Below are 20,393 nucleotides of genomic sequence, written 5' to 3'. Positions count from 1 at the left end.
TTCAAGACAAGAATAAAGCCAGAGATCATAACAATCTCTAACTTCAGGTCCTCTATACATAGTTGAGCGATACTCCGAACGAATCATTAATACCCGAAATAGTATCAGATACCTGTATAAGAACTGTCGTAAATGTCTAAACGCTTATGATTTTTTGCTGCACAGCATACCTAAGATTTAACTTCCAACAGGGTCTATGGGTTCCTTCCCCGTTAAAACAGCTACTAAATTCTCTGCCGCTCGCATCGCCATTGCGGCTTCTGTTCTCGCTGTAGCAGATCCGATGTGAGGGACTGTCACGACATTTGACATTTGAAGCAATGGATTATCTGAATCCACGGGCTCTTTTTCAAATACATCCAATCCCGCCCCATGAATCTCGCCATTTTGTAAAGCATGGATAAGCGCTTGTTCATCGACCGTCTGACCGCGAGATATATTTATGAAAACAGCTGATTTCTTCATCAAATTAAATTCTTCTTCACCAATGAGTTGGAACGTTTCAGGTGTAAGGGGCGTCATCAACACAATGTAATCGGCACGTGTTAAAAGTGATGTCAAGTCACAATACTCCGCATCATACTTCTCTTCAGCTTCCGGTTTTCTGTTCCGATTAAAATAAAGGACATCCATATTAAATCCGAATTTTGCCCTTCTCGCAATTGCTTCTCCGATTCTCCCCATTCCAATGATGCCTAACTTGGTGCTATGTACATCTTTCCCATAGATCTCACGATAATTTGTCGTTGGTTTCCAGTTCCCCTCTTTGACGAACCGATCCAATTCAGTGATGCGTCTAGCAGTAGATAAAATAAGGGCAAATGCTAAATCCGCAACCGTTTCATCCAATACATGAGGCGTATTGGTTCCAATTACATTTCGTTTAGTCATAGCTTCTACATCAAAGTTATTGTAACCAACAGATACGTTACTAATGATTTTTAAATGAGGGGCGTGATTCAGCAACTCCTCATCAATCCTTCCAACCATACTGCTGCCCCCAGTATATAACCCTTCTACATCAGCAATTTCCTTTAACAAGATATCCCTCGGAATTCGCCCATCTCCCTGCCACTCTCGAATATCACAATACTCAGCCATAAACTCTTTCACATGTTCAGGTATCGAATATGTTGAATACACTTTTGGTTTCACTTTTCATTCCCCCCCGTATATTCAGTTGCATCTAGCTCTATTGTGTCATAATTTACAATCACTGGCACGTGAAATTATTAGGTACTCATACAATCCAGAATTCAATGAGAACCCAGCATCCCAAGACATCGGATTATTACAAGAAAACAAAGCGTATCACTTATTCATCTAAGTGATACGCTTAATAGCTTTAAAATCTATAGAAGTACAATTTACTTTTCATTAGTGTCTTCGTTGGGTTCATCACTGCCGCGATAACGATGATAAGGGAGGAGATTCCAAGTCCGGTCTTCTAAATGATCATCACCCAGCACCATCGGAATGTCCGTAAGAATCTTTTTAGCGACATCAAGTTCACGTTGAGATTCTTCCTTATCCTGATACAAGAATTCATCGGAAGCGGTAGCTGGCGCTTGTGCCACTTTCTCCTCCAAATCCTGAATGACCATTTCCTGTTGGGCGCGCATTGAATCCCGGGCATCTGCAATCCATTCCGGCTGCAAATTGCGATTAACATCACCCACACTACTAAACTCGTCAAAAATATCCTGATAAATTCGGTCTGCATTGGTACGGACATCCAAGTTCGCCGCTTCTAAATCAAGGTTTGTTAGTTCCTCCACCATCAATGGCGTATTGCGTTTTCGTCCACCGAGCCTTGTCCTTGCCAAATAGAAAGGGAATATGCTTTTAAGCGTTTTGCCAACTGGTGAAATGGATCTTTCAAACTCATCAAGTCCTTTTGGCTGAACCCCCTGCATCGCAATACGAGCTGATTCTGGACGCACAATTTCCTTCGGTGGCATAATCCCATGACGAAGCATTTCACGTATACCCGTACCAGAAATATTAATCCTGTACTGTTCATCATGTGGACAGGACTGCCCTGTAGCGGGACTATCACACCGTGTGCAATAAAAGACTTCATGATACAATCGAATTTCAATCCCTAACTCTTCAGGTTTAAACTCGTCAAATATACTATGGCTCGCATACTTATCATAATAATCACCAATTCCCGCATGATCTCGCCCAATGAGCGCATGCGTACAACCATAGTTCTTCATAATTAGTGCGTGTAAAACAGTCTCCCGCGGTCCTGCAAAAATATACGTCACTCGCAAAGGAGCGAGAATGGAACGACCTTGTGGATAATACGTATCTAAAACGCTTCGATAAGACAACATACGGTATTCATGACGTGTATACTCACGTTTGGCCATCTCGACTAAAGGTTGAAGAAGCAAGCCATCTAATTCTTCCAAAGCGTTCTTATGAATATATTCATGACCCCTATGCAAGGGATTGGCCCCTGTTATAAAACCTGCCGCGGTACGAAACTTCTTCTCTTCATAAAATATACGCCACGTATCTTTTGGTTCCAGGCGAAGTTTTTCAAATGGTCCCCAATCCATTCGCCGTAATAATCGAATAGGTCCACCTAAAGAGACATCGCCCATTCTTCTATAAATTGCATCGACCCCCGGGTGGTTACGATCGGTCGTACCAAAAAGAGCAGACGCGCGCCGTTCCTTATCATACTGAAAAATATCTTCTATTCGCATAATAGCAACAGGTTCATTGTTTTCATCCGCAAGTGTCACCTCATCCCCAACCTTAAGGGACTTCACGATTTCTTTGTTCCGATTACCAATTGGGGCAAAACTTAGCGGCGCCGGCCATATTACGCCACTTGTTAACCTCCCTGACGAAAGAACAGAATTATAATCTGGTTCGTTCATAAAGCCTTCATTGGGAGATAAAACCCCCGTCGCAATCATTTCAAGCGTTATCGAAGCCTCCATGTCTACCATAATCGTTGGTAGCTGCTTGGCTCTGACTAGCTCCTCTTCCCGTTCTTTTCCCGTCACTACCTTATCCACCAATTTTCCGCCATGAGGCTGTTGTGGATAGTTCAAAAACTTGTTTTCCACTGGTACATTTACCATCTCATTCCTTCCCCCTTTAAACTATTTGTCTATATATTCAAAAAATAGGTATACTAACACTACTATACCTGCACACTCAAAATAAATCAAATACTCTGAAACTTATTCGCGCCATGCACTTAAAAGATGTACCAGTGTCAAACACAAAGAAAAAAATTCGCGTGTCTGAATAAACACCCGAAAAAGAATAGTAAAGTACATAATGAATTACTTACTTTGTAACATTATACAGTTTTATTGCATTTACTGAATTGATACACTGACACCTAAAATGGATAAACTTGTCACACACGCTATGATTAAAATAGTACTATGGATACTCTTACTCTATCTATTATGTATAGTAATAATGAATAACGACATAAAAATATGGGGTGATGACATGGTTGAATTGAAGAAATCACAGTTTGGGAAGAATGTTATTATCGAAGAAAATCCTCTATCAAAATGGTTGTTTTCTAACACGACATCCTCATGGATATGGTTGGTGTTAAGATTATACCTTGGTTATTCTTGGCTGATGGCTGGCATTGGAAAAGTTACTTCTGACGTATGGACTGGCGCTAATGCTGGTGTTGCAATTAAAGGGTTTATGGGGGGCGCCCTTGCCAAAACCGAGTCGGGGGACGTCGCAGGCTGGTATGCTTGGTTCCTAGAGAGCATGGTAATTCCAAACGCAGTCCCATTTTCTTATATGGTGGCTTGGGGTGAAGTGTTAATTGGACTCGGCTTAATCGTTGGTCTCTTAACTGGAATTGCAGCTTTCTTTGGTGCACTTATGAATATGTCTTTCTTATTGGCAGGTACCGTGAGTTCGAATCCCGTTATGTTTATAATTGCAGTATTCTTAATTATGGCCTGGAAAGTTGCTGGTTGGTATGGGCTAGATCGTTGGGTGTTGCCTCGCTTAGGAACACCATGGTCGTCAAAGAAATAAATTGTATAAATTAGATGATATCCCGAGTTCTTTTACTTGGGATATTTTTTTTGTAGCTTAGGAAACTATAAAATCACGTCCAGACTCCAGCGCCTAGAGGCTCAGAGGCCAGTGAGAGGTACCTGTCAGACACCAAGACGAGAAATTCACACTTTCAAGTAATTATACAAAAGATAAAGAATAGGTCGCATAGTAATTGATTAACTTCGTATTATTATACAATTGTATTGTATTCACTGATCAGTGCCGTGAACAGCACCTGAATTTTATATGTTTAGCTAACTGGTTGAATTGCTTGCCATTGTGCCTTGTATTTCGATAAAAAATGCCTGTGCAAGAGTCCTATTTCCTCTCTTGTACAGGCATTGCAATCAGCTATCCTTTATAAAATATACATCCCCATCACACCGCACAGTATTCCCAGCAATACCACGGATCCTGCTACAAAAAACAAGACTCTTGTAGGGAACGATTTTGCAACTAACAACAGGGATGGCAGACTGATAGAAGGTAATGTAATTAAGAGTGCTGCAGCTGGACCACCGCCGAGCCCAAATGACATAAACGTTTGGATGATAGGTATTTCCGCAGCTGTCGGAATCACAAATAACATACCTGCAATTGCAAAGATGATAATTGTAAAAATGGTATTGGCAGAGGCTTCACTCACATGCGGGAATAACCATACACGAATTGCCCCCATCAATAGAACGGATAGGATATAGGCCGGAAGAATATACAAAGTCATTTTCCCTAAGCTTTTCATCCATCTCGAAATGAAGGAGCCCGCTTCCACCTCTTCCGCTTTTTCTATGATTTTATCGATATCCACCTGTTTTACCGCAAGAACAAAACGATTGGCCAAATAGCTGACGCCAAAAGTCAAAATAACACCGAACACCAGTCGGAGTAAAGTGAATTTCCAAGACAAAACAAAGGTCATGAAAATTAGCGTGGCAGGGTTCAAGGTCGGGTTGCCGAGCCAAAAAGCAAGGCTAGCCCCTACAGAGACATTTTTCTTGCGGAATCCGACAGCAACTGGTGCAGCACAACAGGTACACATCATGCCTGGAAGTGAGGAAAGGCCCCCAATTGCGGTGCTGCCAAAAGAAGTTTTTCCAAGTACTCTGAGTAACCAGTGTGCCGGCAATAAAACCTGCACTAAAGAGCCCAATAGAATACCCAGAACAGCCGCTTTCCAAACTGAATTGAAATAAATCAAGGCATAGGACCATGCGCCTTCCCATGAGACAGATCCTGCCTCAGACGGATCCCCCAAAATGGAATCCCCGATTGAATGAGAAGTAATGGCCAAGATGCTTTTGCTATAATACGGAATCCATTTTAAATAGGCCAATCCCACAATGGCAATCAACAAAAATATCAAAATGTAAACAATCGTCCTTTTGGAACGGGACGATTGAGAAGGTAATAAATGATTCATCTGTACATCTCCCAAGAAAAGCAAATAAAATAACTAGCTAATTATAGCACTATATTACGTAAATAATTAACTGTTTTTTCCTTTGTATTTTCTTCATATGGTTGTAGTGAATGCGCTAAATCTAGGTATCAGTGCGAGAGACTACTTAGACAAAAAAGGTCCTGATACAATTCCAAATCGTGTCGTACCAGTACTTGAAATTTGAGAACCTAAAAAAACAGCTCCCCTCCAGATACGAAATCTGGGGGGAGCTGTTTTTTTTATCGTTCACATGCAATTAAGTCTTTACCGCGGTCCATCTTTTTATTCACATCATAAAGTGCCTGAGATACAAATGGTTTGTACTTCGTTTTCCCGCCTACGTTTTTGACAGATGCGGATCTTGCTACGCCGCCTTTATATACTTTGTTCAGCTCTGTGCAATTTTTCAGGCCACTACTTTCGGGCTTGCTGCTTCAACTTTCATGAAATTGAAGCAGCAAGCTGATGCCAATCATGACATCTACTTTTCCTTCTAACTCTTTAACTATCTTTTTTGTCTCTTCAACTGGATTTTTAACAACCAATCCATCCAGATGATTAGTACCTTTTTCAAACTCGACGATTAGTGGAGTGACCATACCGATAATCGCAATTTTAACACCTTCTTTTTCGATAATCGTATACGCCGGCAAAAATCGTTCGCCATTATCTTTGTGAACATTTCCCGCCAATTTCGTGCCTTTATACTGGTTGGATATCTTATCCAATGTATCCAATCCAAAATTAAACTCATGATCACATTCCTATCCAATTGATGTGAACAATGAACAGGTAACCGATAAGCTTCTTCCATGGTCGGGAGCCATCCGGAAGTTGTTCATCTATTAAGATAAAAGCACCCACAATTAGTTTGTGCTCACTAATTGTGGGTGCTTTTCAGAACAGGCGGGCTATATTTAACGCTTGCCTACAAACTATTATTTGAAAAAATGTGTGTTTGTTGTCAATTTAACATCTTTTTGAACAATTCTTTGGACATTGCTTAACATTTTCTTGTGACAATATTTCTATCGCTTTTTTGATGTTTGATACGTTTAAATAGATTATATTGTCTTCCCCCACATAAAATGATTCAAGCTTCATCTTACACCACAAACTACCAATTACCCTATTATAGCCCCCGGGTATACCCGCTGGAATAGTAGCAAGTGCAAGTACTTTCTCCTCTTCAAATTTAACATGAAAGGATTTCAGTGTTTTTGTTACTACAAGAAGATCTTCCATACTTTCAGATTCAGATGAGCCCGCCACAAGCCTAACAAAATTAATGTTATTGGCGTTTCTAGTTGTGAAAAACCCGGCAATATTAACCGAGTTTTCAGCAATGCCGCTTAGAATACAACTTAAAGTTATGTCATTGGCGATAAAGGTAAATTGGGTTCTTAATGTAAAGCCAGGCTTTACATCCAAACATGATAGTCCCTCATTCGAATTCCCCATTTTTTCCACATCCTTAAACTCTCTGATACCTTTAGGTTATGTAAAATAAGAGAACAAGGATTGGACTTAGGCACATTTTTTCTTTATTCCGATGCACCTTTGTGATTGTGTGCTTTAGAGGAGGTACCTGTGTCAAACCAAAAGACAAACAATTCACACACCCATTTAATTATACATAAAGCCGAATAATGAAGCATAAATACGGACTTTCTTCGTATCATTATACAATTGTATTGTATTCACTGAATAGTGCCATGCACAGGTAACTAAAAATTAGTCTCTATCCTAAAATTAGAGAGGACATATCTTACTATTTAGGCGAGTAACACTATAGTTTAGAATACGTGTAACCGGTAATCGGGGGAAACAATGCATGTCCGAACCTTTTAAACCATAGACATAGATATGGGGGTGGGTGCTTGGCTCAATTATTTCTATTTTTATTCTTAATCGGAATATTTATTTACGGCATGGCATTACTAAGATTAGGGCTTTTCAATTTATCTGCAAACTCCTTAAAATTATGGCTTACTAAATTAACGGATACGCCCTGGAAAGGTCTACTAGCAGGGGTTGGAATTACTTGTATTCTACAAAGTAGTTCGGCAGTCATGGTCATTACGATTGGACTCATTGCCGCTAGATTACTCACATTCCCTCAATCTATAGGAATTATTTTAGGAACAAATATCGGTACGACATTAACAACTGTACTCATCACCTTTGACCTAGAGCGATTCCTTGTACCTCTAGCCATTTGTGGGGCTATTTTATTATTAACTAGAAAAAGAAAGTTACGAAGTATCGGTCTAATACTTCTCGGCATAGCCGCTGTCTTTACTTCCATGAGTGGCTTTGAACTCTTAGCAGGTCCATTGAGCTCAATTGGATTTGTTAGTAATTCACTATTATCTTTGGATGACAGTTATCTTTATAGTATTCTCACCGGTACATTCATAACGGCGATTATTCAATCAAGCACAGCCACTATAGGAATTGTAATGGGATTCCTAACAAATGGCGTTGTACACTTGGACACTGGAATCGCTATTATGCTAGGTTCCAATATCGGTACATGTGTCACTGCTTTTTTGGCTTCTATTGGTGCTGGCAGGGAAGCAAGATTGTCTGCCTATGCCCATATATGGTTGAATATCATCGGAGTTATCGTATTTTATCCCTTTATCGGTTTGCTCACTTCGATTGGATTACAGCTTGCAAGTGAAGCTGACACACAACTCGCTTATATCGGTATTTTGTTTAATGTCCTTTCTTCACTCATTATCCTTCCTTTTGCAACTTCATTTGGAAAACTTATTATGAGAGTTCATGATCGTAAGTGAAAAGGCACCATCGTAGGTTTAAAAGAAGTACCAGCGTGATACACAATGACGAATAATTCACACACCCGAGTAAAAATTTAAATAGGGTCAGAAACTCTTTTGGATAGTTGATTTCATTGTATTATTATACAATTGATGTGTATTTTCAGAATAGTGTCGCGCACAGAGTGGTACCTGACAATTAATAACGTAAAAAGATCACTATAGTGAATAAATATGTAAAGTCCGTTAATAGTGAGTGAACACAAATAAAGAAGCCCATAAATACGGGCTTCTTTATTTGCGTGGCATATAATCTAAAGGCTATAAGTTCAAAATACCTGACTAATACTAGTTCATTCTGTAATTCACTTCTATTATCATGCATTTTTTTCTTGCAGCTGTTGTGTTAGTAACCCGCCTTCACTTAAGTATTTATTCATTCCTTCAGCCGCACGATAGGCAAAGGCCCCAATCGTTCCAGTAGGATTGTAATTTCCAGTGTGTGGAAAAGACGAGCCCCCTACCACAAATAAATTTTCCATATCCCACATTTGGGAATATGTGTTGACTGCAGAATTTGCTGGACTAGCGCCCATAATAACCCCACCTATAAAGTGATCGGTATAAAATTTGTGATCAAATTGTAAATCATCTGCAACCTTGTCAACATCAACAATATCTGCACCCATCTTGTTCATTATTTCTTCACATCGGGCTACACCAGCTTTAGATCGATTAATATCATCCTCTAAATATTTAACAGTCACACGCAGTAGTGGATTGCCTAGTGCATCTTTATATGTTGGATCTAAATCCAAATAGCTGTACTTATTTGGTAAAAATGCAGTTTGTGATGTGATAAACAAGTTTCGATTCGTGTAATGCAACGAGTTTTTCTTAAATTCCTTCCCCCATGTAGGCGTTCCAACTGGGACTTGGTTATTGGAGATTGGTCTTGCTCCTAACTGACTATAGTGGATCTCAAAACCATGCAAGTAATTGAGATTTGTATGATCTTCATTATCCCCTGCAAAATCATCAAGGGTGGAACCAAGTGAACCAGTTCCCATATAGAGGTTAAATTTCTTCTCTTCAAAGAAACCGCGAGCACCAATATAGGTAGATAGATTTGAGAAATGGCCTGTAAAGTTTTTACCAATTATACCTTTACCCGTTTGTGGATTGTATGGGGTCCCGATTTTTGATAGTAAAAGTAATTTCGTATTTGAAAAGACAAATCCAGCAAGTACAACAATATCTGCAGGTTGTTCGTATTCTTGTCCAGTGCTCGTATCAACATAAATCACGCCAGTCGCACGTTTCCCATTATGGCTGACTCGCGTTACGTTTGCCCCGTTTCGTAGTTCCATGTTCCCGGTTTTCTTAGCAGTTGCAAGTACCGTTCCGATTGGGTCAGCTTTCGCACCGAAATTACAACCGTATTCTTCACAAAATGCACAATACACACATCCATTAATGGTTTCTCCATCCGGATTTTGATAAGTTTGTGACACGGTAGCACCCGGCATTCGATAAGGATGATAGCCCAGTTCTGTAGATGCTTTTTGAAATAAATTAATAGCTGGCGTAGTTTTTAGTGGCGGATTAGGATATTTATCGGAGCGTGGTGGTCCGAGTGGGTTTTCTTCTCCTGAAATTCCAGCAGTTTTTTCAAATTTATCGAAATATGGTTCCATTTCATCGTAAGTAACCCCCCAGTCTTGCATTGTTGAATCCTTCGGAATTTTCCCCTTCCCATAACGTTCAACTGTTTTGCTGTATATTTCAAAATCATAAGGTAGCCAGCGAAAGGTCCATCCGTTCCAGTGAACGCCAGCTCCACCCGTATTTTCACCCAATCTTGCATTCACATTGTTTCTTACTGGAAGTGCTGTTTCGGATAGATCACCTCTTGATGTTATCGTTTCTTTATGAAGGTTTTGCATCAAATCATAACGTTGCGAGTAACGTACCTCGTCCTTTGTACCATTAAAGTCTTCGTGCTTCTTATCTTTACCGCGTTCAAGTATGACAACTTTATGACCCGCTTTAGTTAGTTCTGCCGCAACAATACCACCGGCCCATCCTGATCCTACGATGACTGCGTCAACCTTATTGAGTTTTTTGACCACTGCATTTCCTCCTAATGAATATATGATTAGTGTCCCTGATAATTTTCCAAACTAACTGGATCCATTTTTACAAAGTCTTCACTATCAATAACCCCCATATATGATGCTTGTGCTCCAGGAAACTCCTTCATTCTCCAACCATCCATATTTTTATTACCACCATATAGTGGATCACAGTACGCACCTTCTAGTGTGGATCTATGAAGCAAGAAGAAGAATTCGGATGATAATAAACCATTCATTTTAATTTTTCCATCTTGTAAATCCTGCAAAATTTCACCTTGCTGCGCTTCCGTGGCTTTATCGAAACTAGTATTAAATCGTTTACCACTTTCTTGATTCATTACTCTTAGGCCAAGTAAAAAAATACTTCCTCGATCCAAAATCGATTGTTCACCTCGCTTTTCCTCAGCTCTTTCGCTTGGTTTAGTCTTAGGAACGAATGGCCCTTGTCGATAGTCTCTGGCATTTACTCCCCATTGACCGGCTAACTGCTTGTCAATATAATAGGGCACCCCTAATTCAATTGCACCCGGCCCATTCTCATCTTTTGGAAAAATTTGCTCAGTTGCAGCTTGAAGTACCGCAAAGTCTTCCCTACGGGTAAAAAATTGTAAGGCTTCTTGAAAGTCGGTAGCATGTTCCATACCAGACTTTGTAGCTGTTTCATTTTTTTGCACGAATTTGTTGGTCAGTAATCCTCCAAGAAACGAACCTCCTACAACTCCGCCAGCTACCATTCCTGTGTTTTTTAAAAACCTTCGGCGGCTAGGGTCATATGTTTTATCATCCTTCGTTTGTTTGTCATCATCTGAGTATTTATCTGTCATTTATTATCCTCCTCAAAATACTGTTTAAATTCCACATTGACATCATTTTAAATACGATATTCTAGGACTATTAACATTAAAACCCCTATCATTTTAGTAATCACCCTCCATAAGGACAAATTGAAATTCTTTATCGTCTTTCTCTTGAACAAGACCTCGGAGAATGGATTGAATAGAAAGTATTTCATTCTAAGGAAGACCTAAGCAATTGCTAAAATCAATAAAACTGGATCTACTTGACAGTATCTGCCTTTTATAACTATTGACCATTATTCGCTAAAATATAACACCTACTTGGATTTCATCCTTAAATTTGTTCATTCGATAATAGAGTATTGATGTAATTTGAATAAGTAGATGACACTAAACTTTCCGCTTAAAAGCTATTCACAAAAAAAATATATAAGCGTAAAATAACGCCCACCTGTCAAACGGGTGGGCGTTAACGTATTAGTTAAGTATTCTAAATGACAAGGAAGGTTACTGGTAGAATATTTATCTGCGTATTCTAATTCCTCACTTAACGACTTAGCAACTTTAATTCCTTCGACCGTATACACGTTCCAGACTTCGGGTATCAATTTTGTTGTACTAGTGCATGATAGACTTATGACATTTCATCAAATTGTTTCGTTATGCGAACTGCAATCCCAATCAATACCGCATCTAGTATCCATTTTGAATAACCTACACTTATTTAGACAATAAACTTGAGGTCTAGTAAAATAACCACTTACATGTGAGAAGTGTCTGGTTCGCATTAAACGTTAAATTGTTCGGGGAGAAAGTAACTAAAATGAGGCGATTAACAGACAATGGAAAACACGCAAACGTTTGAACTCAAAAAGAATATACCACTTATGGCCGTTTTATTATCCGGTGCATTTATTACAATTTTAAATCAAACTCTTCTTGCAACAGCCTTGCCACCAATCATGAAAGATCTTCAAGTTACAGAAAGTACAGTTCAGTGGCTGCAGTCGATTTTCATGCTCGTCAACGGAATCATGATTCCAATCACAGCATTTTTAATCGGAAAATTTACAACACGGAAATTATTCATTACAGCGATGAGCATATTCGCCTTTGGCACATTCATCGCTGCCGTTTCTCCTAACTTTGCCTTCTTGTTACTAGGACGGGTTTTTCAAGGAGCAGGTGCGGGGATTATGATGCCACTCTTGCAAACGATTATGTTCCTTCTCTTCCCTGTTGAACAACGAGGAAAAGCGATGGGTATGTATGGTCTTGTCATTGCATTTGGTCCGGCAATTGGACCGAGCCTTTCAGGATATCTTGTGGATCACTTCGCATGGAAAAGCGTCTTTTATGTTGTCCTACCGATTGCTATTATAATTATCATTGCGGCCTTCTTTTTGCTGAAAAACGTCACGGAACTAACCAATCCAAAGATGGATTACTGGTCCATTGTCCTCTCGACACTTGGTTTTGGCGGACTCCTTTACGGTTTTAGTATTGCCGGTAACACGGGGTGGCTTCATGTGAATGTTGGCATAGCATTTGTAGTCGGAGCTATTTCACTCTATTTATTCATTCAACGACAATTGAAACTGGAAGAGCCCATCCTCGAATTTCGGGTGTTTAACTATTTGGTGTTCACGTTGGCCACTGGACTTGGCATGATTGTATTCGCCTCCATGATTGCAACAACCGTAATTTTACCAATCTTCATGCAGAACCTGCTTGGATTCAACGCCTTTCATTCTGGCCTGATGCTCTTGCCAGGGGCCATCGTGATGGGCATTATGAACCCAGTGACAGGAACACTGTTCGATAAATTTGGAGCAAAATGGCTGTTGCGAGGTGGATTTTTCATCCTAACAGTGACAACGTTCATGTTTGCAAACCTATCCGAAGAAACAAGTTTCACGTATTTAGCAGTCTTGAATGCGGTTCGGATGCTCGGCATTGCTATGGTCATGATGCCGTCTACAACGCTTGCGTTGAATCAGTTGCCAAATCATCTAATAGCTCACGGAACTGCCATGAACAATACGTTCCGTCAGATTTCTGGTGCAGTAGGGACTGCGGTTCTGGTCGCTATCACGGTAACAGCGGCGGTGGGTGACGACTCGGTTGCTGGTGCCATCCACGGGGTCAATGTAGCCTTCCATATGGCAGGATACATTGCAGTCTTCGGACTTTTGTTATCATTTACAATTAGGGATTCGAAGCCGAACCAAAGCTCGAAGGAAGCGTAATGCAGAAAGGTTTCCGCACCATTTGAGTATGGGCACTGAAACAGTATTAAGGGATTTCAAAGCGGGTATGTGAGCGATAGAATCCTCACATACCCGCTTTTCATTTGGAATCCGTTGTTTACCATTCTAAGCGGACGCGTACCGCTAGCATGGCTTCAACCGCATGCGCAAACAAGGTGTTGGTCATGCAAGTTCTGCCTCTAATTGCTTCGGCTACCATTTTCCGTGCCTTCGCTGGGTTATCCTTTTAGAAGGTGACTAGTTCCCATTATATATAATATGGATATTTTTTTGTACGATTCCGACATAAAATTACGGACATTTCATCCAATTACATTAAAACGCAAAGAAGATTAGGTATTCGCACAAATACCTAATCTTCACCTTATTGACATGTAATTGTAGTGTGTTTTCGGAATAGTAGCATGAGAAGTTCCTTAAAATATGCGAACCAATTTATTTCCCCTTCAGTAGATTCACATGTTTCAGTGCGTTATCCTTACCAAAGATGAACTGCAGTTCGTATGGCTTAAACTGATAGATATAATTCACTTCGCCGTTTTTCGCGATTGTTCGTTTTTCGATGGGTTTCCCGACCTGTTTAAGGAGATCATCAACTGTGATCCCCCCCTAGTTCGTCTGCCTTTCTACATTGGTTCCAAAGTAGCGCGCTTCTTTTAGTATCCCTTTTGAATCATAGGACAAGTCATAAGATGCTTGTCCCATCGAGCCGGTGTAATGATCATACGAATCGCTAATCTCGGGTTTGCCGATAGAATCTTGAATATGCTTACGGCTAGTTTTGCCGATGTAAAATCCGTCTGACAAGCGAAACACACGCCTTCCTTTGCATCTTAAAACAAGGCCTTTCAATGCATCAATTGCCATCTTTGTCTGCTCTCCATTAATCGCAGAGTCTTCGCTTTTATTATCAGAAGGATTCACTGGACTTGTGGTGGTATCGTCCGTTTTTGTTGGGTCATTTATATTGGGGACTTCCTGTTCATCCCCGATGCTTCCTTTATGATTGGTGGAGTCTTCCACTTTCGGAGGGGACGTGTCTTCACCTTGGTTGCTGCTACATGCCGCCAATCCGACTGATAGCGAAAAACAAAGTAGTAGTGCGAACTGTTTCCTCATCTAAAGCATCCTTTCATTGTTCGTCGTACTATTAGATTCCCCTTTTAAGTGGATGTCACTCGTGTTTTTTGAAAGTGACATAACTTTATTTAAATATAATATAAACAGTTATTGAATTTGTCCACTAATGTGATAGTCATAGTCAACGCTTTGTAGATGCCTTTCGCAATAAGCCTTGCAGAAAATAGTGACAGGTACCAGTGCTTAGTTGAATTATGACAACACGAAGTCCTGAATGAAATCGCAAAAAGAAGCCAAACAATTAGTACTATTGTTGGCTTCTTCTCTTATTCTATGCAATTGTAACGGATTTCCTGGATAGTATCTTGCACATGCACCTAAAAATCCAATTTGACGCTTACTTCGGTGGTACTGAACACCTTATAATCGTTTATTTTCCAACATTAAACCGTTCAAGTATAGTGGAGTCAACTGTGGAACCACCTTGCTTATATGCGGAGATTGCATATAGTTCTCCAGTTTCCTTTACATAAATCAGTTGATTTACTTTTCCATACGCACGCAAAGTAGAGGTAGGCTCAAGCAAGTCGTATTTATAAACAGAAATTTGAGTTGAGTTATCAGCAAGGTACATTTTCTTGCCGGGTTCATCGAATGTCATCGTGCTGAATGGAGTAGCGAGTTTGCCAAGTGGAGTCAAATCTTTGGATGGGTCACTACTTGATGCATAAATTGTTCCATTGCCATTATAAATAACCTTACCGTCAGGGGACATTTGGACATATCCTCTTAGGTTGGAGGTGTCAAAAAAGCGAGGCTCCGTTGTTTCCTTCTTGATGATCCCTGCTACTAAACTATATGTTTCCATTCGCCCAGTATAGTGTGAAGTAAGAACCGAATAGACTTTACCTTGGTTCGGTGACAGTTCAATTAGATCTTCATCCCAAATATCAGCAGACGAAAGGTGTTCTGACGTTTGCCAGTTATAGGTATGAACCTCTGTATGTTGGCCTGAACCAGATGAAATGATTAGCGTTTCAGCATCATCCACAGCAATATCATAAGGTTCGATATTTACCTCTACTTGTTTTAGTAAAGAAAGATTGTCCGCATCGTAGACATTGATTAGCCCTCTTTGCGTCTCGATGAAGTTATAGGGACTTCTAGCTTGAATTTGCTGCGTGACGAATACTTTGTCATTTTTGATGGCGAGCTTTTCTGCAGGATGTCTCAGTTCAACAACCTGTTTAGCTTTGGTTGCCAAGTTTAGTATTACCAGTGATTTAGACTTCGCATCAATATAGTAAATGATTGGTTTGTTCGGATTTTTCACCATATCTATGATTGTCGATTCCATTGGTAGGTCGACAATGGAATGGTCTATTTTGCTAGTAGATGGACGGAAGCTTGGCTCCATGATTCGTGCAAGGAAAGCTGAGAATTGTGCACGATCAATCGGTTGCGTCGGGCGGAACGTTCCATCTGTATACCCAACGGTAATATTGTTCGCAGCCAATGATGAAATGAATATGAATGCCCATGAATTAGCGGAGACATCAGTGAACCCGGGCTCATACACCCCCACTAGTTTATAGGCATTCCCTAACACTTTTGCCATTTCAGCCCGTGTGATATTCCCAGCTGGATCGAATCGAACTTTACTTTTGCCATTAATAATCCCTGCACCCACGGCGTAGGAAATTTCCTTGTATCCAAAACTGGTTGGACTTACATCATTGAATCCTGAATCTTTCAATTCTGTTTCCGGCATACCAATGGAGCGCATAATCATCACAACTGCTTGTGCACGCGTAAGTAGTACGGACGGACGGAATGTACCATCGTTGTATCCGTTTATTACTTTTTTCTTAGTTAAATAGTCAATCTCCTTTTTTAATGCAGAAATATCAGAAAAGCCTGCTGCTTTTACACCGCCAATTGGCAGAGTAACTATAGATATGCCTATTAATAATACCATTAAAACCTGTAGTATCTTTTTCAATGAAAACATCCTTTCTAATAAACACAATTTATTATAGTATGGAATAACCTTTCTTTCTCGTATCTAATGACCTATTACTTAGTGAAAGGTAATTGTGCATGGGTGACTATGGGCATTCAAAATCCTGAATGAAAACGGAAATATACTGAACTATGACTGTGTACCAATAGATCTTAAAAAACCATGTTTTAAAAGATTGCGTACGGGTATTATTCTACTAGCCGAAAAAACAGCTGATTTATTAAACTGGGAGGCGTTACTAATATGGGTATACTGGGAGTAGTAGGATACTATGATACAGATTCTGAAGCAATTGCCGCCATCGATGATTTGAAAAGAGAAGGATATTCTTCAGATGCAATTTCTATTATCAGTAAGAATGCGGAAGGTATAGAACACATAACTGACGAAACAGGAACCCAAGCCGCTGATGGTGCAGCAACTGGTGGACTATTAGGGGGAATTGGTGGTGTACTTGCCGGATTAGGCGCACTAGCAATTCCTGGTATTGGACTCATTGTTGCGGCAGGGCCAATTATTGCGGGAATAACAGGTGCGGCAGCGGGTGTTGGTGTTGGTGGGCTTGAGGGCGCACTGATTGGAATGGGTATTCCGGAAGTGGATGCCCACCGCTACAATGAGTACTTTATTAACGGCAAAATTTTAGTGTTGGTCGAACCTGATTACGAGCCCATAAATACAATGAATCAGACATTCATTTAATTCTTAAAAAACCTATTCAAATGGAGGAGATTTCAATCACAGTAAATTTAACAGTTGAAAACGTCGTACAAGCCAAAGAACGTGTAGAGAAGCTGGAAACACAAGGTTATTCTAGGGATGATATTTATATTTTACCCATTCAAAAAAGCTTTCCGGCGAAATAGCAGATGGACTTCATACGGAAAAAGTTGGAATGGAGGAATTGGGTTTCATGGACAGCATAAAAAACATTTTTTCTTCCCGTGGCGACGAACTTCGTAATAAAATGGACGCTGCAGGTTTAACCTCAAGTGAAGCGGCTGAAGCGGAAGCCCAGCTAGATACAGGAAGACTCGTTATCGTTGCTAAGAAATAAGTATAGTCACACCTCCTCATCTTTATATTCGATGAGGGGGTTTTATTTTTGAATTTAGTCTCACACCATACCCGATATGCCCGCCTACATTATGTAGATAATCTGTTAGATTGTGTCGTATATCGACCATTGCAAGAACCCGATCCTTTTCATCCACCAAGAAATAGTTCGTGCTATGCACCCATTTCTCGTCTCCACTTTCCCGGATTTTCAGTGCTACTAAATAATCATAATAGCTCTCGATGCCAGCTAAATTAAAGCTGCTAGGAGTTATCCGGGGTTCATCCCACTCTTTCAGGTAGTCTTCATGCTCGTTTTTCCATTCAATGGACGGTCTCACCAATCGCATACCCATTCTCCATTCCCACTTTAGTGAAAGGTACTAGGTTATAGAACAATTCCAAGTCAAACGATGACCTGGTACCCAACAATAATTTATTTACATTTATAGTAATCATAGTTTTTGGTGCACAAATACCCTATTTTCATCAAACTTTCAAGATAGCTTCTAGCACTGCGTACCTAAAATTAATTTTACAACAGGATCTATCGGTTCCTTCCCCGCTAAAACAGCTACTAAATTCTCTGCCGCTAGCATCACCATTGCCGCTTACGTCCCCGCTGTAGCAGATCCGATGTGAGGGACTGCCACGACATTCGACATTTAAAGTAATGGGTTATGTGGATTTTCAGGCTCTGTTTCAAATACATCTAAACCAGCTCCATGAATCTCTCCATTTTGTAACGCACGAATAAGCGCATGTTCATCGACTGTCTGACCGCGAGATACATTAATAAAAACAGCTGTATTTTGCAAGAAAAAAGTGCAGGGTATTGCAATCTTTTATACAGAGTTTTGCCACCGATTATTTTGTTTCAGTTGATACGTAATAATGCTTCAGTTAATCGGTAACTTTCTCCGCTATATGCCGGTGAGTTTTTAGGCACCTTAAATAATTAATCGAGTAGAGTGAACGAATCAGATGTTTGATTCGTTCGACCCTCTCACACCACCGTACGTACGGACCCGTATACGGCGGTTCAATAATTTGAGTGTACAAACTGGTATTTCACGGATATATCCATATATCCGAGTTGTACCAGTTTTCCATCTGTTAATGACCTGTGAAGGATGTAACTGGCAGAAATCCTCCAGTAACCCTTTCGGGTATTTGACCATTCATAGGCTTTTCGCTCTTCGATACCTAGTTGAATAAGGTTTTTACATTTGGTTCGTGGGTTTTTCCACTGTTTCCAAATGTATTGCCTGATTCGTCGTTTCAACCAACCGTTTAATTCATTCATAAAGCGTTTCATTTCACCAATACCGTAGTAGTTTATCCACCCCGTCATTAGCTGCTTGATTTGCTTGAATAGAACTTCAATGCTTCTCCCTCTGTTTCGCTTTGTTATTTTCTTCAACTTTTGCTTCACAGTAGATTTCGCCTTTTGATGTGGTCGAATTTTGACACCGTTTTTAGTTGCCAATAAGCAGAACCCTAGAAACTTTCGTTTCAATGGACTTCCTACCGCACTTTTCTCACGATTTACGGTTAATTTTAGTTCACCTTCAAGGAAGTTGATTGAACTCTCCATCACTCGATAACCTGCCCGTCTACTTTTGACGTAAATATTAAGGTCATCAGCGTAACGGACGAACTTGTGCCCGCGTATCGTGAGGAGCTTATCGAATTCATTCAAGTAAATATTACTTAATAGTGGTGATAAGTTTCCTCCCTGCGGAGTTCCTTCTTCGGATGCTTGAAATAAACCGTTTATCATAACACCACTCTTGAGATATTGGCGAATAAGACGTAAAACACGCTTGTCTTGGACCTTTTTCTCAATATAGTACATAAGTTTATCGTGGGTCACTGTGTCAAAATAAGCTTTCATATCCATATCTATAACGCATTTGTATCCTTGTTCGTAGTACTACTTCGCTAGCGTGATAGCTTGATGTGCACTACGCTTTGGACGAAACCCAAAGCTATTATCGGAGAACGTAGGGTCAAAAATGGGTTGTAAGACTTGATTGATTGCTTGTTGAATCATTCGGTCGATGACAGTTGGAATTCCTAATTTTCTTACACCACCGTCTGGTTTAGGAATTTCAACCCGCAACACGGGTTGCGGGCGGTAAGTTCCGTTATGTAATTTCACTAGTAATTCTTCCCTTTGCTCCTTCAAGTGTGGGAGTAGCTGGTCATAAGTCATACCGTCTAAGCCTGCGGCTCCCTTATTTCTGACAACTTGTAGGTAAGCTTGATTGAGATTATTCCTCGAAAGAATTTTCTCAAACAGATTTACACCATTTTGATTGTTCAGTTCACCGTGGAGATCACTGTGCACTCCGTCGTACCCTTCATGTTCCACATTATCTCTCTGACGGTAGCCAGGTTTCCCTGTTTTCTGCGGTTGTCGCAATTTCCATACCTCCCTGTATCCTCAAAATTATTATTGTTCAGTCCTTCACGTCCTGTCAGCGAACGCTACTATGACCTCTGCTGACTTCTTACGATTCATCTCCATGTCACCACAAAGATTGCACTGGTTCGTTATCATTTAACTTGCACTGCGCCCTCGTAAGACCTCCCCCGGTAAGAGCGAATACTTTTCTCCCATGTAATCGCTAGATTTACTGTATAGGTTTCGGGCAGTATTGGACTTCAGTTTGTGTTGCAACCTTATCCGACCTAATTCAGCCTTATATCTAGTTTCTGTTCGTCAGTTCAG

General features: G+C 40.3%; 17 protein-coding genes and 3 pseudogenes. 5 read left to right on the top strand and 15 right to left on the bottom strand.

Annotation, left to right across the window (positions count from 1 at the left end):
• Positions 1–177 precede the first annotated feature (177 nt).
• Positions 178–1,155: a 2-hydroxyacid dehydrogenase gene (locus tag H2672_RS08685; protein WP_370569626.1), complete on the bottom strand. Its 978-nt coding sequence runs from the start codon at positions 1,153–1,155 to the stop codon at positions 178–180.
• Positions 1,156–1,367: 212 nt separating this feature from the next.
• Positions 1,368–3,104 (bottom strand): sulfate adenylyltransferase, encoded by a 1,737-nt coding sequence (locus H2672_RS08680; protein ID WP_186670920.1) that lies wholly within the window; start codon positions 3,102–3,104, stop codon positions 1,368–1,370.
• Positions 3,105–3,486: 382 nt separating this feature from the next.
• Here H2672_RS08680 and H2672_RS08675 point away from each other — a divergent pair, with 382 nt between their 5' ends.
• Positions 3,487–4,041, top strand: a complete 555-nt coding sequence (locus H2672_RS08675; protein WP_186670919.1) for a DoxX family protein — start codon at positions 3,487–3,489, stop codon at positions 4,039–4,041.
• Positions 4,042–4,423: 382 nt separating this feature from the next.
• Here H2672_RS08675 and H2672_RS08670 read toward each other — a convergent pair whose 3' ends face one another.
• From H2672_RS08670 to H2672_RS08655, 4 genes and pseudogenes are all read right to left on the bottom strand, one after another.
• On the bottom strand, positions 4,424–5,485 hold the full coding sequence (locus H2672_RS08670; protein WP_186670918.1) for a permease: 1,062 nt from the start codon (positions 5,483–5,485) through the stop codon (positions 4,424–4,426).
• 260 nt (positions 5,486–5,745) lie between these two features.
• Positions 5,746–5,913: pseudogene (locus H2672_RS08665) on the bottom strand (excalibur calcium-binding domain-containing protein); the annotation flags it as partial.
• Positions 5,914–5,970: 57 nt separating this feature from the next.
• Positions 5,971–6,264: pseudogene (locus H2672_RS08660) on the bottom strand (bifunctional metallophosphatase/5'-nucleotidase); the annotation flags it as partial.
• Between the two features lie 211 nt (positions 6,265–6,475).
• Positions 6,476–6,976 (bottom strand): hypothetical protein, encoded by a 501-nt coding sequence (locus tag H2672_RS08655; protein WP_186670917.1) that lies wholly within the window; start codon positions 6,974–6,976, stop codon positions 6,476–6,478.
• A gap of 410 nt (positions 6,977–7,386) precedes the next feature.
• On the opposite strand from H2672_RS08655, the gene H2672_RS08650 reads away from it, so the two are divergent.
• Positions 7,387–8,310 (top strand): Na/Pi symporter, encoded by a 924-nt coding sequence (locus tag H2672_RS08650; RefSeq protein WP_186670916.1) that lies wholly within the window; start codon positions 7,387–7,389, stop codon positions 8,308–8,310.
• Between the two features lie 359 nt (positions 8,311–8,669).
• Here the strand turns inward: H2672_RS08650 and H2672_RS08645 are convergent, their stop codons facing one another.
• The gene (locus H2672_RS08645) at positions 8,670–10,424 is read right to left on the bottom strand and encodes a GMC family oxidoreductase (protein ID WP_186670915.1); all 1,755 of its coding nucleotides are present in this window, start codon (positions 10,422–10,424) and stop codon (positions 8,670–8,672) included.
• Between the two features lie 26 nt (positions 10,425–10,450).
• A complete protein-coding gene (locus H2672_RS08640; protein ID WP_186670914.1) occupies positions 10,451–11,254 on the bottom strand; it encodes a gluconate 2-dehydrogenase subunit 3 family protein in 804 nt (267 codons plus the stop codon).
• Positions 11,255–12,069: 815 nt separating this feature from the next.
• On the opposite strand from H2672_RS08640, the gene H2672_RS08635 reads away from it, so the two are divergent.
• On the top strand, positions 12,070–13,476 hold the full coding sequence (locus H2672_RS08635) for an MDR family MFS transporter (protein ID WP_186670913.1): 1,407 nt from the start codon (positions 12,070–12,072) through the stop codon (positions 13,474–13,476).
• 456 nt (positions 13,477–13,932) lie between these two features.
• Here H2672_RS08635 and H2672_RS19940 read toward each other — a convergent pair whose 3' ends face one another.
• The 3 genes from H2672_RS19940 to H2672_RS08620 all read right to left on the bottom strand — a co-directional run bounded on the left by H2672_RS19940 (position 13,933) and on the right by H2672_RS08620 (position 16,579).
• The gene (locus tag H2672_RS19940; protein WP_186671114.1) at positions 13,933–14,100 is read right to left on the bottom strand and encodes a DUF4309 domain-containing protein; all 168 of its coding nucleotides are present in this window, start codon (positions 14,098–14,100) and stop codon (positions 13,933–13,935) included.
• Positions 14,101–14,106: 6 nt separating this feature from the next.
• Entirely contained in the window at positions 14,107–14,616 is a 510-nt protein-coding gene (locus H2672_RS08625) for a hypothetical protein (RefSeq protein ID WP_186670912.1), read from the bottom strand.
• A 391-nt stretch (positions 14,617–15,007) separates the two neighbouring features.
• Positions 15,008–16,579 (bottom strand): S-layer homology domain-containing protein, encoded by a 1,572-nt coding sequence (locus H2672_RS08620; protein WP_186670911.1) that lies wholly within the window; start codon positions 16,577–16,579, stop codon positions 15,008–15,010.
• A 264-nt stretch (positions 16,580–16,843) separates the two neighbouring features.
• On the opposite strand from H2672_RS08620, the gene H2672_RS08615 reads away from it, so the two are divergent.
• On the top strand, positions 16,844–17,302 hold the full coding sequence (locus H2672_RS08615) for a general stress protein (protein WP_186670910.1): 459 nt from the start codon (positions 16,844–16,846) through the stop codon (positions 17,300–17,302).
• 193 nt (positions 17,303–17,495) lie between these two features.
• Positions 17,496–17,657, top strand: coding sequence for a general stress protein (locus H2672_RS19935; protein WP_370569625.1), 162 nt, complete (start codon positions 17,496–17,498; stop codon positions 17,655–17,657).
• Positions 17,658–17,679: 22 nt separating this feature from the next.
• On the opposite strand, the gene H2672_RS08605 is transcribed toward H2672_RS19935, so the two are convergent.
• The 4 genes and pseudogenes from H2672_RS08605 to ltrA form a co-directional block, all read right to left on the bottom strand.
• A complete protein-coding gene (locus H2672_RS08605) occupies positions 17,680–18,012 on the bottom strand; it encodes a GNAT family N-acetyltransferase (RefSeq protein WP_255485616.1) in 333 nt (110 codons plus the stop codon).
• A gap of 309 nt (positions 18,013–18,321) precedes the next feature.
• Positions 18,322–18,474, bottom strand: coding sequence for an NAD(P)-dependent oxidoreductase (locus H2672_RS19635; RefSeq protein WP_255485615.1), 153 nt, complete (start codon positions 18,472–18,474; stop codon positions 18,322–18,324).
• Positions 18,475–18,698: 224 nt separating this feature from the next.
• Positions 18,699–19,091, bottom strand: a complete 393-nt coding sequence (locus tag H2672_RS20080; protein ID WP_483315863.1) for a group II intron maturase-specific domain-containing protein — start codon at positions 19,089–19,091, stop codon at positions 18,699–18,701.
• Positions 19,092–19,163: 72 nt separating this feature from the next.
• Positions 19,164–19,874, bottom strand: a pseudogene (ltrA, locus tag H2672_RS20075) (group II intron reverse transcriptase/maturase); the annotation flags it as partial.
• Positions 19,875–20,393: the final 519 nt, after the last annotated feature.

It is taken from the genome of Sporosarcina sp. BP05, from assembly GCF_014282005.1.
In the GTDB taxonomy this organism is placed as follows: domain Bacteria; phylum Bacillota; class Bacilli; order Bacillales_A; family Planococcaceae; genus Sporosarcina.
Note: the sequence above shows the minus strand (reverse complement) of the source record. Positions and strands in the feature narration are given on the sequence as shown.

What these genes read in the sequence shown, in the direction of transcription:
- H2672_RS19935 (WP_370569625.1), top strand. Translation starts at nt 17,496, where the DNA reads ATGGAGGAATTGGGTTTCATGGACAGCATAAAAAACATTTTTTCTTCC.
- H2672_RS08615 (WP_186670910.1), top strand. Translation starts at nt 16,844, where the DNA reads ATGGGTATACTGGGAGTAGTAGGATACTATGATACAGATTCTGAAGCA.
- H2672_RS08605 (WP_255485616.1), bottom strand. Translation starts at nt 18,012, where the DNA reads ATGGGTATGCGATTGGTGAGACCGTCCATTGAATGGAAAAACGAGCAT.
- H2672_RS08675 (WP_186670919.1), top strand. Translation starts at nt 3,487, where the DNA reads ATGGTTGAATTGAAGAAATCACAGTTTGGGAAGAATGTTATTATCGAA.
- H2672_RS08670 (WP_186670918.1), bottom strand. Translation starts at nt 5,485, where the DNA reads ATGAATCATTTATTACCTTCTCAATCGTCCCGTTCCAAAAGGACGATT.
- H2672_RS08635 (WP_186670913.1), top strand. Translation starts at nt 12,070, where the DNA reads ATGGAAAACACGCAAACGTTTGAACTCAAAAAGAATATACCACTTATG.
- H2672_RS08680 (WP_186670920.1), bottom strand. Translation starts at nt 3,104, where the DNA reads ATGGTAAATGTACCAGTGGAAAACAAGTTTTTGAACTATCCACAACAG.
- H2672_RS08625 (WP_186670912.1), bottom strand. Translation starts at nt 14,616, where the DNA reads ATGAGGAAACAGTTCGCACTACTACTTTGTTTTTCGCTATCAGTCGGA.
- H2672_RS08640 (WP_186670914.1), bottom strand. Translation starts at nt 11,254, where the DNA reads ATGACAGATAAATACTCAGATGATGACAAACAAACGAAGGATGATAAA.